Here is a 12,897-nt window from a genome sequence, read left to right on the forward strand (position 1 = left end):
CCGCGCTGCGTTCATTTCTGAAGCTTTGCGGCAGACCTGGCTCGAATCCTCTTGCCCGACCTGTTGTGCTTGCTTGGCTTCGCGGTTCAAAACTGTCTGAACTGCGAAGGAGCGAGACTATAGCACAAGTTTTCCGCCTGTCATGAAGCGCGGCCAAAAATTTGTTCTTGGCGCGCCCATGATCCGCTGCGATTCAGACGCCTGCCTTTTTTTGCCACGCGGTGCCGCCTATATATAAGTAGCGGACAAGACACCGTTCCCCTGGAAAGCATGCGGCCCCGGCCCCTATATATAGAGGCCGGAGCCGCGACGGGAAGAGAAGGAACCGCGAGCCGCCCATCACGGGCGCAGGCCCACCTACCAGCGGAGATAGTCCACGTCGCGTAGCCGCGCCAGGTCGCGCTTGACTGCGGCTTCGTTCATCAGCCAGCTGGGAGCGCCCAGATCCTGCAGCATGTGCTCATCCAGGTCGGCGGCCAGATGACGCAGCCGCGCTTCGTTGCGGCGCTTGCGAAAAGCCGCCGCAAGCACGGCGAAGAGTCCAAGGCGGGGCGCCGCCGGCTCGGCGGGCGGAGCCGTGACCGGCACGGCCGTACATTGTTGACGGTCCCAGGAGGCGGCGACCAGGTTCGGGGAAGACGGGGTGCAAAGCTGTGCAGACATGACGGGCTCCAGGTATTTATGCACTTTGGTAAGCGTAATCGCCCAATATCCTGCTGAAAATCGAATTGTTTTGGGGATATCGGTAAGCTATGATGACCAATCTCCATCTCTCTCCTTAGCCATGCGCCTGCCGCTCAGTACCCTCCCCGCCTTCCGCGCCGTGGCCGAACTGCAGAATCTGCGCGCCGCGGCCGAACGGTTGCACCTGACCCACAGCGCCGTCAGTCAGCAAATCAAGGTGCTGGAAACCCAGCTGGGCTTTCCCCTGTTCGAGCGCAGCGGCCGGGGCATCGTCCTGAATTCGGCAGGCGCCGCGCTTTTGTGCAGTGTGCAAGGCGCGATGGCGCTACTGGACGAAGGAACGCTGGCGGCGTCGGCCGCAGCCTCGGGCAGCGAGCAGCGCTTGCGCGTGTCCGTGCTGCCGTCCTTCGCGCAGCGCTGGCTGTTGCCGCGCATGGCGCGGTGGCGCACGCGCAATCCCGGCCTGACGCTGGAGATCGAAACTTCACAGCAAGTGGTGGATCTGCTGCGCGACGGCTTTCACGCGGCGCTGCGTTTTGGCCGCGGCCCCTGGGCGGGCGTGGAGTCGGAACCCTTGTTCGACACGCCCCTGCCCTTGATAGTCCTGGCGTCGCCGGAAACCGCGGCGGCGCTCCCCGACAATTCACCGCAGACGCTGGCGCGCCAACCTTTGCTCGGCGAACGCGAGCTCTGGCAAACCTGGTTCAACGCCGCGGGACTGAGCACGCCGATCACGCCGGTGGCCTCCTTCAACGATGCCGGCATGATGATGCAGGCCGCCGAGCAAGGATTGGGCATTACCCTGGGGCGGCAATTGCTGGCCGCGGACGCGCTGTGTTCGGGCCGGCTGGTGCAGATATCCCCCATCAGCATCGAGTATGAACAAGCGCAGACGTATCACCTGGTCTACCGGCCCAGCCTGCGCGACTGGGCGCCGCTGGTCGAGCTGAAGCAATGGCTGCGCGACGAGCTGGAGATGTCGCGCGAGAACCTGAGCGCTCCCAAGTCCGGCGCTGGCAAGAAACAGCAGGCAAAAAAAAGGTAAAGCAGCATCTGCTGCCTTACCTCTACCAAATCGCGGCGCCAGCGGAAACCATGATCCGCAAGCCGGGATACGCTAAGCACGAATGGCCCGGCAGGCGCCGCGGCGGCGGCAGCAGTCGCACGTGACCGCGGATTTCAGGCCACCTTGCGCGCAGCCGGCTTGGCCGGCCGCATCGTATCGGTTTCATTGAAGCGCTGGTGCCAGGAGTACGCTTCCTCCAGCAGATGCGGCGTCTGGCCGCCGCGCTCGCAAGCCCGGTCGAAATAATCCTGCAAGGCGTCGCGGTACGACGGATGCACACAGTTCTGGATCACCACTCGCGCGCGTTCGCGGGGCGCCAGGCCGCGCAGGTCCGCGAGGCCGCACTCGGTGACCAGCACGTCCACGTCATGCTCGGTATGGTCCACATGGGACACCATGGGCACCACGCTGGAGATGTCGCCGTTCTTGGCCATGGACTTGGACACGAAGATCGCCAGGTGCGCGTTACGGGCGAAGTCGCCAGAGCCGCCGATCCCGTTCATCATGTGCGTGCCGCCTACATGCGTGGAGTTCACGTTGCCGTAGAGATCGAATTCCAGGGCCGTGTTGATGGCGATGATGCCCAGGCGGCGCACGATCTCGGGCGCATTGCTGATCTCTTGCGGACGCAGCACGATGCGCTCGCGATAGTGCTCCATATTGGCCAGGATCTTTTCGTAGACTGGCTTGGACACGGTGATCGAGGAGGCCGAGGCGAACGCGAGCTTGCCCTGGTCCAGCAGTTCGATGGCGCTGTCCTGCAGCACCTCGGAATACATCGTCAGGTTCTCGAAGCTCGACGACTCGAAGCCATGCAGCACCGCGTTGGCGATGGTGCCGATGCCAGCCTGCAGCGGCAGCAATTCATTGGTCAGGCGGCCGGCGTCGACCTCGGCGCGCAGGAAGGCGTTGATATGGCCGGCGATCGCATTGGTTTCCTCGTCGGGCGGCAGAGCGTTGGACGGGCTGTCCGGTTCCTGCGTGATGACAATGGCGGCAATCTTGGCCGGGTCGACTTCGATGCAGGACTGGCCGATGCGCTGGTCCGGGGAAACCATGCCGATCGGCTGGCGCGCCGGACGGGCTTCGGGCACGTAGATATCGTGCAGGCCCTCGATGGCTGCGGGCACGCCCATGTTGAGTTCAATGATGATCGCGTCCGCCTGCTGCGCGAAGGAGGCCGAGTTGCCCACCGACATGGTCGGCACGATGGCGCCGGTCTCGGTAATGGCGGCGGCTTCGATGATGGCCACGTTGATGGGGCCGATATGGCCGGCGCGCAACTGTTCGACGGTTTCGGACAGGTGCTGGTCGATGAAGGCGATTTCGCCCTGGTTGATCTTGCGGCGCAAGGTCGTGTCGACCTGGAACGGCATGCGGCGCGCAAGCGCGTTGGCTTGCGCCAGCATCTTGTCCGTGTCGTGGCCCAGCGACGCGCCGGTGATCAGGGTAATGGAGAGGGGTTCGCGCTCGGCGCGGGCCGCCAGCGCCGCCGGCACCGACTTACAGTCGCCCGCGCGGGTGAAGCCGCTCATTCCGACGGTCATGCCGTCCTGAACCAGCAAAGCCGCCTGATCGGCGGAAGTGATCTTGGCGCGCAGCCCAGGGTGGCGGATACGGTCGAGATGCATGGTGTCTCCAGATTCAAGGGCCTACGTGCGGCGGGGCGCGGCGTTGCCGCCTTGCGCCCAGGCGCCGTCTGACGCGGCGTTTCCCGAGGTTCCAGGGCCGACTCGAAGCGGTCCGGGAACGAATTTTGGGCAGTATAGGAAGGCGGGCCCAAATCTCGTAATGACTTAAAATCATCCAGATAAGTCGCTTTTTTCATCGTTTGAATGTTTTTGCGCGCATCGCGCTAGGGAATTCCGGTCCATGGACGTGCGCGCGTTGCGGTACTTCGTCGAAACCGTCAGGCATGCCAGCTTCACACAGGCGGCCAAGACGCTGTTCGTGACGCAGTCGACGGTGAGCAAGATGATCCGCCAGCTGGAAGAAGAGGCCGGCACGCCGCTGCTGATCCGCGACGGCCACACGGCCCGCCCCACCGACACGGGCCGGGTCATGTACCAGCGCGGCCTGCAGGTGCTGGAAACGATGCGCCAACTATCCGAAGAACTGCGCCAGACGGCGGACCTGCACCGCGGCGCGCTGGAGGTGGGCATCCCGCCCATGATCAATCTGCTGTTCACGCCTGTGGTCAAGCGCTTCCGCGAACTGCATCCCGGCATCCACCTGACCCTGCGCGAAGGCACCGGCCAGGCCGTGGAGGGACTGGTCGCCAGCGGCGAACTGGAAGTGGGCGCGACCGTCTTGCCGATCGCGCCGGACAGCGGGCTGGCCACCCAGCCCTTCGGCAGCTATCCGATCTGGGTGATAGGCCCGCCCGATGCGTCCTGGGCCGGCAAGACCTCGCTGCCGCTCACCGCCCTGCGCGAGACGCGGCTGCTGATCCCCACGGACGACTTCGCCATGACCCGCCGCTTGCGGCAGGCTTTTGCCGATGCCGGCTTTCAACCGCGCATCGCCGCCCAGAGCGCGCACTGGAATTTCCTGGTGGCGATGGCCTCCGCGGACCTGGGCGTTGCGCTGCTGCCCGAACCCCTGATGCAGCGCATGAAGACCCGCGGCCTGAGCACGGCAAAGCTGGCCAAGTCGGGCATGCAGTGGGACGTCGGCCATATCTGGCAGCAGTCCGGCTATCTGTCGTATGCCGCCCGCGCCTGGCTGGAGGTGTGCGATGCCGTGCTCGGCAAGCCGAAAAAGCGCACGCCGCGCGGCGCCCCCTCCGCCTGAGTTGAATCCAAACGTTGGCCTCGTAAATAGGCTTTGCGGAAGCCGACGTCCGTGAGAACCGGCAGCGGCGTCCCGCTGCCTATCCGACCCTGTTTCTCCCCCCGGCCCACGCTGTCATTCCCGACGCCCAATGCACCGAGAAAAATAGGGCCATAGCGCTCGTTTTTGTTGCAACGGCCGAGGCGGCGGCTTGCTATGCTCCCGCCTCGATGCGAGCCACTCGCCCAAGAACATGAAACAGACTTTCCCTACCCTACCCGCGCGGACCCGCCGCGCCCGCTACCCCGCTTTCGCGGCGCTGATGGCGGCGCTGCTGCTTGCGCTTTTCCTGCTGCCGGCCCACGCCGCGGCGCCGCCCACCCCGGCCGACACCGAGGCGACGCTGGCAGCCGCGCGCAAGCAGATCGATGACATCCGCAAGCGCGTCGCCGACGAGACCGACGACGCCACTCTGGTGAAACAACGCGGCGATGCGCTGGACATCCAGTCCAAGGCGGACGCCGCCGCCGAGGCCCTGACGCCTCAGCTGGCCAGCGTAACGGCCCGGCTGAGCGAACTGGGCACCCCGCCCGAAGGCGTCAAGGAAGCCTCCGACGTCGCCGCGCAACGCATGCAGCTGGATAAGAACAGCCGCGCGCTCGACGCGCAGATCAAGCTGGCCAGGCTGCTGTCGGTGGACGCGGGACAAACCGCGGAGCAGATCTCGGCGCAGCGGCGCAAGCAGTTCCAGGCACGCCTGGGCGAGCGGCGCGATTCCTTCCTGTCCGGCCAATTCTGGACCGAGTTCCGCGAGGAGTTCCCGCGCGACCTGGAACGCCTGGAAGCCCTGCGCGACGACCTCTCGACCGCGGTCGGCCAGACGCCGAAATGGGGCTGGCTGCTGCTGGGCGCCGCGATCGCGCTGACGATCGCCTTGCGCGTCGCCATCGGCCGGGTCCTGCTACGGATAACCGCCACGCGCGTGCCGCCGGGACGCCTGCGCCGTTCCTTTCTTGCGGTCACGCATCTGGTGCTGGCCGTGGCCACGCCGGGCGTCATCGCGCTGTTGATCCACATCGGCCTGGATTGGGATTCGCAACTGAGCGACAACACCTCGTCGCTGCTCGCGAACCTGGTGGCGACCGTCTGTTTCGGCGGCTACGTGTCCGGCCTGGGCTATGCGCTCCTGTCCGCGAACCGGCCGTCGTGGCGGCTGCCTCCCATCAGCGATGCCGTGGCGGCGCGGCTGCGCTGGCTGCCCGGCGTGCTGGGCGTGCTGGTGGTGATGATCTGGCTGGCCGAACGCCTGCCGGTACTGCTGAACGCCAGCCTGACCACCACCATCACGCTGACCGGCATCGTCGCCGTGCTGACCATGGCGACGATAGGCGCGGTGCTGGCCATCAGCCGCCGGCTGCGGCGCCAGGCCATGCAGGAAAGCGAGACGCCGATTCCATTCTGGGTGTCGCTGCTGCTGACCTCGGTCTGGACGGTGTTGATCCTGAGCCTGGCCAGCCTGCTGGCCGGCTACGTGGCATTCGGCAGCTTCATGGTCAAGCAGGTGCTGTGGGTGCTGATCGTGCTGGCCTCGGCGTATCTGCTGTCCACGCTGATCGAGGACGGCTTCAGCACGCTGCTGGGCACCTCGCACCGCGATGGCGGCGAGCACGAAGCGCCCAGCATGCGCGACCAGGCCGCCGTGCTGCTGTCGGGGATGGGCCGCGTGGCGGTCGGCCTGCTGGCCGTGATCCTGCTGCTGGCGCCCTTCGGCGAAGCGCCGATGGACCTGTTGCAGCGCTTCGACCAGCTGCGCAAGGGACTTGCCATCGGCGAAGCCCAGATCCGCCCGGGCGCGGTCCTGCAGGCGCTGCTGGTGCTGGCGCTGTCGCTGCTGGCCGTGAAAATGCTCAAGCGCTGGCTGTCCAACCGCTACCTGCCGACCACCGAGCTGGATCCGGGCATGCAGTTGTCGGCCGCCACGCTGTTCGGCTATGCCGGTTTCGTGACGGCGGTGGCGCTGGCGCTGTCGGCCGCCGGCTTCGGGCTGGAACGCGTGGCGTGGATCGCGAGCGCGCTGTCCGTGGGTATCGGCTTTGGCTTGCAGGCGGTGGTGCAGAACTTCGTGTCCGGCCTGATCCTGCTGGCCGAGCGCCCCGTGAAGGTGGGAGACTGGGTATCCCTGGGCGGCGTCGAAGGCGACATCCTGCGCATCAACGTCCGCGCCACGGAAATCCAGATGGGGGACCGCTCCACGGTGATCGTGCCGAACTCGGAGTTCGTCACCAAGACCGTGCGCAACGTGACCCGTTCGAACCCGCTGGGGCTGGTGCAGATCAAGCTGCCTTTGCCGCTGTCCACCGACGCCGAACAGGTGCGTGAATTGATCCTGCAGGCTTTCGCGGATCACGACGACGTGCTGGACACGCCAGCGCCGAACGTTTTCCTGGACGGCATCGAGGGCGGCAACCTGGTCTTCAATGCCAAGGGTTACGTCTCGTCGCCGCGCACGGCCTACGGCGTACGCAGCGCCTTGCTGTTCACCTTGCTCAAGCGCCTGCATGACGCCGGCCTGGAGGTGTCGTCGCCGCCCACCATGCTGCTGGCTTCAGCCCCGCAGCCGGCAGCGGCTCCCCTCGCCGTTGCGCCGCCCGTCCAGTCCTAGCATCCCCAAGCATCCTGCCGCCGTCCCGCCCCGCCCGGGACCAGCAGGACTCCTGCTTCAGCCCGGCGTATACAGCTCGGTATAAGTCCGGTTGCGCAAGGGCGGCGCTGCCAGCGCCGCGCTCTGCACGCTGCGCACCGGATAGGCCTGCGCCTCGGGCGTCGGAGGTTGCGGCGGCGCGGGACGGTCGGCCAGGACCGGCCCCGAAGGCGCCACCTGCGCCACCGCGTTGCCGTCGAAGCGATGATCCGCGGTCGTCAAGGCAGGATTGGTGCACAGTCCCTGCGCCACCAGCGCCGCCTTGGTGCGGTCGTCGGTCTGGCACAGGATGTCGATGGCCGCAGTCTCCAGGCGGCGCGAACGGTCCGCGTCCCTGGTCGAGGCGGCCGCCTGCATGGTCCGCTCGAAGTTGCGGCGCAGGCTGCACTTCTGGTCCTCGATCGGAATCGCCACATTCAAGCCGAAGCCGACCACGGCGCCGCCCCCACCCGCCGAAACCATGCAGCTGTCGGACGAGAACGAACCGTAGAAACTCTGTCCGCCCAGGGGCGGCACGCTGCGCAGCGTGCTGGACCCGCTGTTGTTGGAGTTGAGCGTGATGCCCTGATTGTTGCCGGCGTTGGTCGATCCCGACGACGCCGATGTCGACGCATTGGAACTGCTGGTCTGGGCGCCGGCGGAAAACGCCGCCAGCGACAGGGAAATGGCAAGCACTATAGTCTTCATGATGTCCCCTCGCCCGGACGGCCGAGGCCGTCCGGATAATTGGGTCAGTGATTGAATCCGCCGACACCGCCCACCGGGCCTATGCCGTGTATCGACCCAAACGCGCCCACATTCACGGCATGGAACGAACCCGTCGCCGACGCGCTGGTATCCGTCTTCGCAAACGTGGCGCCGCCATTGGCGATGCTGTCGCCCACCATGATGGGCGCATTGCCCGACACGTGGCCGTACGAGTCGCTATTGGCGTACTGACGCGTGCTGGTGACGACTTGCGTGCCATCGCGGCTGAAGGTGCCGCCCACTTCGGAGACCCCGCCCGTCATGCCGAACGACACCTGGCTGGAAGAGCCGTAGCCGTTGATCTGGGTGGCGGCCACGGAACTGCCCGTGGAGATGGACGACGCGGTGCCATTGATTGCGCCGGCGTGGCCCGTAATTGATCCTCCAGGGTCCGAGGCATAGGCCGATGCGGCGAACAAGGACAACGCGGCGACTGCTGCGAGCTTTTTCATTTCAGCTCCTCCTGCTCCGTGCAAGCACGGATTCATGATTACCGGCGACCGACCGGCGCGGACCGTTACCGCACAGCGCCACGCCTGGACAATGACGAAAGGCGTGGGACTTTCGTATTGGTACGGAATGATTGCGCCGTCCTAGGCAAGTCGATATCGGCTAAACGGGCGACCGGGTCCCGATGGACGACGCCGGGCTGTAAAACAATCGGCCAGATTTGCGGCAATCTTGCGCGTTCCCCGTGCGTATGGACGAGGGCAAACCCGCCGGATGCGCGGCGCGGGCGCAGGTATTCAACTTTATGGATGGCAAGGAGACAGGCCGCCTCGGGCGAGTTCCCTAGCGCGCACAACCGAAGCGGCGGCGGCCCGCTGCGCGCCCGGCCCGGAAATTTCAGCGATACTACGGCGGCCAGCCGGGCGCTACCCGGCCTCATCTGTTTGGAGACCAGACCATGATCCAGGAGATTGCCAGCATCCATGTCCGCGAAGGACAGGAAGCGCTGTTCGAGGCAGGCGTCGCGCAAGCGAAGCCGCTGTTCTTGCGGGCCCGCGGCTGCCACGGCATGGAGCTGTACCGCAGCATCGAGCAGCCGCAGCGCTACACGCTGGTGGTGGACTGGGAAACCGTAGAAAACCACATGGTGGACTTCCGCGAATCCGGCGATTTCCAGGAATGGCGCAAGCTGGTGGCGGGCTTCTTCGTCGAGCCGCCCCAGGTGCATCACGAGCAAAAAGTGATCTGACGCGGCCAGCCTGGCGACGCCGCGCGCGCGTCAGGACTGTTCGGGCGGATCGTCGTACTTGCGCGCGCTGCCGCGAAAACGATCCGCCGGATACTTCCGCGCATTCTTGACCATCTTGCCCGCGACCGCAGCGGCGATATCGATGCCGAGCTGATCGGCCAGGGCCACCAGGTACATCTGCACATCGGCGATCTCATCCGCCGCGTCCGCCAATTTTTCGGGCGGCATGGCGCGCGACTCGGCCTCGGTCAACCATTGGAACAGGGACACCAACTCGCCCGCCTCGCCGGCCAGGGCCATCGCCAGGTTCTTGGGCGTATGAAACGGCTGCCAATCCCGCTCTTCCGTAAACCGGCGCACCGCGAGCCGGATCTGTTCCAGGTCGGACATCGAAACTCCTAGGCGGAAGCCAGGCGGGAACCCGCCGCCAGCGCCACGGCCACGGTCGTGCGCACGTCGGCCAGCGCGCGGTGGGTGGGATTGGAGGCGCCCACGTGGCGCGCCAGGATGTCCAGCTTGTGCGAAGGCAGCTCCGGCCATGCGCGCCGCGCCAGCGCCAGGGTGCAATGGGTGGAGTTGGCGAACGGCATGCCGGTTTGATCCGCCGCCGCGCCCAGAAAGCGCCGGTCGAACGACGCATTGTGAAAAAACACCGGCAGGTCTTCCACGAAATCGAGGAAGGAGGAAAACGCCTGCACCACCGGCACGCCATCGCGGTCGACTTCCGCCTGCGTGATGCCGGTCAGGCGGCTGATGAAGGACGGCACCGGGCCGCGGGTACGCACGACTTGCGTGTACTCGCGCTCCAGCGCCCCGGCCTCGCCCACGCGGACCGCCGCGAACTCCAGGATCTCGCAGGTCGCCGTGGACAGGCCGGTGGTTTCCAGGTCGGCCACGATGAAAGGGCCGCGCAATGCCTGCAGCGCCGCGGCCAAGGCCTCCGCGCCCGCCTTGCCGCCCGCGGCCCGGACAGGAGAGGCGCCGCCTGCGCGCGGCCGGCGATAGAAGTAAGTCACGGCCTTACTCCGTCGGCCGCAAGGGCGCGAAGCGCGGCGCGCCATCGGGCAACTGGCCGAAGAACATGTCTGCCGGCCGCACCCACAGGCCGCGCTCGTGCGGCCAAAGGTGTTCGTAGACGACCAGGGACTCCTCGGTTTCGGAGTGGCGGGCGGTGCCCACATAGAGGTAGAGGCCGCCCTTGTAATGGCGGTGCGAGGCGAGAGCCAGTGCTTCGGATTCGGTCATGGACGGTAGCCGCAAATGGCGCGGCCCGGGCGGAATGGCTCCTGCCCGGGCCTGCGGGTTCAGATCAATACCGTCTTTATAGCGCATCGGGCCGGCAGCGCCGGCTCAGTAGCGCACGTACTGCCGCTCGGCCTGGGGTTGCAGCGGCGCATTGGCGGCTGGCCGGGCCCGCAGAGCCGGCGCGACCTGCCTGACCGCCGGGGCCTGCAGCGCACCGCGCGCAGGCTCGCCGGTCCGCTGAGTGATGTCTTCGGTGACCTCGCCGAGCTTGGCCGACTGGGCCAGCGACACCTCCACCACCTCCGCCATGATTTCGGTCACGCGGCGCGACGACGCGACGATGTCGTCCATGGTCGTGCCGGCCGACTGGACCTGGCGCGCCCCGCTCTCGACCTGCTGCACCGAGGACGTGATCAGGTCCTTGATTTCCTTGGCCGCTGCCGCGCTGTTCTGCGCCAGGCTGCGGACCTCGGCCGCCACCACGGCGAAGCCCTTGCCGTGCGAGCCGGCGCGCGCCGCCTCCACCGCGGCATTCAGCGCCAGGATATTGGTCTGGAAGGCGATGCCGTCCATCACCCCGATGATTTCCGAGATGCGCCGCGAACTCTGGGTGATGCCACCCATCGTCAGCACCACTTCCTGCACCGTATGGCCGCCTTGCTCGGCCACGCGACAGGCGTCCAGCGCCAACGTATTGGCCTGGCCCGCGCGCTCGGCGTTTTCGGTCAGGCCCTGGACCGCAACGCGCAGGGTCTGGGCGGCGGTAAAGCGCCGCGTGATGTCGGTGGCGTACTTGACGACCTTCACCGGGCGGCCTTCGGCGTCGAAGATCGGGTTGTAGCTGGCTTCGATCCAGACCTGGCGGCCGCCCTTGCCTATGCGCAGATACTGCCCGGTGTCGTGCTCGCCATTGCGCAGCCTGCGCCAGAATTCCTTGTACGCCTGGCCGTGCGCCTCTTCCGGTGGAACGAACATGCTGTGGTGCCGTCCCTGGATCTCGTCCGCGCGGTAGCCCACGGCGGCCAGGAACAGGTCGTTGGCGCGGACGATGGTGCCGTCGAGTTCGAACTCGATGATCGCCTGCACCTTGGAGATCGCCGCCAGCTGGCCTTCCACGTCCGCCTGCCGCTGCTGTTGCGCGGTGATGTCCACGGCGTACTTGACCACTTTGGCCAGCCTGCCGTGGCGGTCGAAGATCGGGTTGTAGGAGGCTTCCAGCCAGACGTCGCTGCCGTCCTTGCGGATCCGGCGATAGCGCCCGGCATCACGGCCGCCCTGCCGCAGGCGGTTCCAGAATTCCGCATAGGCGGCCGATGCACGCGCTGCCGGGTCGACGAACATGCGGTGGTGCTGCCCCGCGATCTCGTCCAGCGCATAGCCCATGGTGTGCAGGAAGTTCGGGTTCGCCGCCAGGACGTGGCCGTCCAGATCGAACTCGATGACGGCCTGGGCGTTGTTGATCGCTGCAATCTGCCCGAGCATGTCCGCCTTCTGCATGCCGCGATCGGTGCGCAACAGTTGGCTGAGGGTAATCCATTTCATCGTGACGTCTCCTACCCAGGGTGTGGGTGGCCTGATGCCGTTCGACCTATCTGCCGCGAGACAAATGGATATATTTTTATAACAATTTGCAAAAATTTAATCTTAAAAATGAGCAGGTCTCAAGATTTTCAAGAGACTGTTCAAAAATATCGGTATTCCGCAACACCAGGGTTTATCCCGACTCAAGCGGCGTCCAATTCGCGATATTGGCGAAAGATCCCTTCCCCGAAAGGCAGGCGTCTGCCGCTTTCGAAGTAGGGCTGCAATTCCGGCAGCGACGTCACGCGCGCATGCAGCGCCATGACGTTGGGATAGCGCACGGCCAGGGTGGCCATGCGCTTGGGGAAGGCGAAGAGCAGGCCATCGACCAGGTGGAACAAGGACAGGTCCACATAGCTCCAGCGCTTGCCGCCCGCCAGCCATGCCTGCTCGCCGCCCAGCACGCGTTCGAAGTACTGCAGGAACTTGGGCATGCGCTCTGCGCGGAAATTGCGCGCGCGGCGCGCGGCCTCGACTTTCTGATCTTCGTAGTATTCGCTGGCGGAGATCGGATGATGCGTGTCGTGCGCTTCGGACACCATGTCGGCGATGGTGAGCTGCAGCTGGTTCACCCACAACCGCCCTTCCAGCGAATCCGGCGCCAAGCCATGCTTTTCGCCGAGGAACAGCAGGATATTGGCGGTTTGCGCCAGCGTCATCTTGCCCGCGATCAGATAGGGCGGCGCAAACGGCGGATGCTTGCGCGCCGAGCTCAAGTCCGCAACCAGCGTGCCTTCGTCCGCGCCCGGTTCGCGCGCGCATTCGCGATAGGAGATGCCGCCGGCCTCCAGGGCCAGGCGCACGAATTCGCCGCGGCCGGGGATGCCGTCCCAATACCAAAGGTCATAGGTCATGTCGTCTCCTTCCGTTGACAAGCCCAGGACCCGCCTGCTCCGGAACGAG

13 protein-coding genes are annotated in these 12,897 nt (G+C 66.0%); 4 read left to right on the plus strand and 9 right to left on the minus strand.

Annotation, left to right across the window (positions count from 1 at the left end):
• Positions 1–357: 357 nt before the first annotated feature.
• A complete protein-coding gene (locus tag WBB14_RS22690; RefSeq protein ID WP_424241833.1) occupies positions 358–663 on the minus strand; it encodes a hypothetical protein in 306 nt (101 codons plus the stop codon).
• 121 nt (positions 664–784) lie between these two features.
• Between WBB14_RS22690 and WBB14_RS22695 the strand changes: the two genes are divergently transcribed.
• The gene (locus tag WBB14_RS22695; protein WP_424241834.1) at positions 785–1,729 is read left to right on the plus strand and encodes a LysR substrate-binding domain-containing protein; all 945 of its coding nucleotides are present in this window, start codon (positions 785–787) and stop codon (positions 1,727–1,729) included.
• Between the two features lie 134 nt (positions 1,730–1,863).
• On the opposite strand, the gene WBB14_RS22700 is transcribed toward WBB14_RS22695, so the two are convergent.
• Positions 1,864–3,381, minus strand: coding sequence for an acetyl-CoA hydrolase/transferase family protein (locus WBB14_RS22700; protein WP_424241835.1), 1,518 nt, complete (start codon positions 3,379–3,381; stop codon positions 1,864–1,866).
• A 241-nt stretch (positions 3,382–3,622) separates the two neighbouring features.
• Here WBB14_RS22700 and WBB14_RS22705 point away from each other — a divergent pair, with 241 nt between their 5' ends.
• Both WBB14_RS22705 and WBB14_RS22710 read left to right on the plus strand, forming a co-directional pair.
• Positions 3,623–4,543, plus strand: a complete 921-nt coding sequence (locus tag WBB14_RS22705; RefSeq protein ID WP_424241836.1) for a LysR family transcriptional regulator — start codon at positions 3,623–3,625, stop codon at positions 4,541–4,543.
• A 232-nt stretch (positions 4,544–4,775) separates the two neighbouring features.
• Positions 4,776–7,184 carry a DUF3772 domain-containing protein gene (locus tag WBB14_RS22710; RefSeq protein WP_424241837.1) on the plus strand — a complete coding sequence of 803 codons (2,409 nt, stop codon included), beginning with the start codon at positions 4,776–4,778 and terminating at the stop codon, positions 7,182–7,184.
• A gap of 57 nt (positions 7,185–7,241) precedes the next feature.
• Here WBB14_RS22710 and WBB14_RS22715 read toward each other — a convergent pair whose 3' ends face one another.
• Together WBB14_RS22715 and WBB14_RS22720 are read right to left on the minus strand one after the other, a co-directional pair.
• On the minus strand, positions 7,242–7,910 hold the full coding sequence (locus tag WBB14_RS22715; protein ID WP_424241838.1) for a hypothetical protein: 669 nt from the start codon (positions 7,908–7,910) through the stop codon (positions 7,242–7,244).
• Positions 7,911–7,954: 44 nt separating this feature from the next.
• Positions 7,955–8,422 carry a hypothetical protein gene (locus WBB14_RS22720; RefSeq protein WP_424241839.1) on the minus strand — a complete coding sequence of 156 codons (468 nt, stop codon included), beginning with the start codon at positions 8,420–8,422 and terminating at the stop codon, positions 7,955–7,957.
• A gap of 455 nt (positions 8,423–8,877) precedes the next feature.
• Here WBB14_RS22720 and WBB14_RS22725 point away from each other — a divergent pair, with 455 nt between their 5' ends.
• On the plus strand, positions 8,878–9,168 hold the full coding sequence (locus WBB14_RS22725) for an antibiotic biosynthesis monooxygenase family protein (protein WP_013395456.1): 291 nt from the start codon (positions 8,878–8,880) through the stop codon (positions 9,166–9,168).
• Between the two features lie 30 nt (positions 9,169–9,198).
• On the opposite strand, the gene WBB14_RS22730 is transcribed toward WBB14_RS22725, so the two are convergent.
• The 5 genes from WBB14_RS22730 to WBB14_RS22750 form a co-directional block, all read right to left on the minus strand.
• Positions 9,199–9,558, minus strand: a complete 360-nt coding sequence (locus WBB14_RS22730; protein ID WP_424241840.1) for a nucleotide pyrophosphohydrolase — start codon at positions 9,556–9,558, stop codon at positions 9,199–9,201.
• Positions 9,559–9,566: 8 nt separating this feature from the next.
• Positions 9,567–10,184 carry a 3'-5' exonuclease gene (locus WBB14_RS22735; protein ID WP_424241841.1) on the minus strand — a complete coding sequence of 206 codons (618 nt, stop codon included), beginning with the start codon at positions 10,182–10,184 and terminating at the stop codon, positions 9,567–9,569.
• Between the two features lie 4 nt (positions 10,185–10,188).
• Positions 10,189–10,413: a DUF1653 domain-containing protein gene (locus tag WBB14_RS22740; protein ID WP_424241842.1), complete on the minus strand. Its 225-nt coding sequence runs from the start codon at positions 10,411–10,413 to the stop codon at positions 10,189–10,191.
• 105 nt (positions 10,414–10,518) lie between these two features.
• A complete protein-coding gene (locus WBB14_RS22745) occupies positions 10,519–11,955 on the minus strand; it encodes a methyl-accepting chemotaxis protein (RefSeq protein ID WP_424241843.1) in 1,437 nt (478 codons plus the stop codon).
• A 182-nt stretch (positions 11,956–12,137) separates the two neighbouring features.
• On the minus strand, positions 12,138–12,848 hold the full coding sequence (locus WBB14_RS22750; RefSeq protein ID WP_424241844.1) for a glutathione S-transferase: 711 nt from the start codon (positions 12,846–12,848) through the stop codon (positions 12,138–12,140).
• Positions 12,849–12,897: the final 49 nt, after the last annotated feature.

It is taken from the genome of Achromobacter sp., assembly GCF_049647645.1.
Lineage (GTDB): Bacteria > Pseudomonadota > Gammaproteobacteria > Burkholderiales > Burkholderiaceae_B > Achromobacter.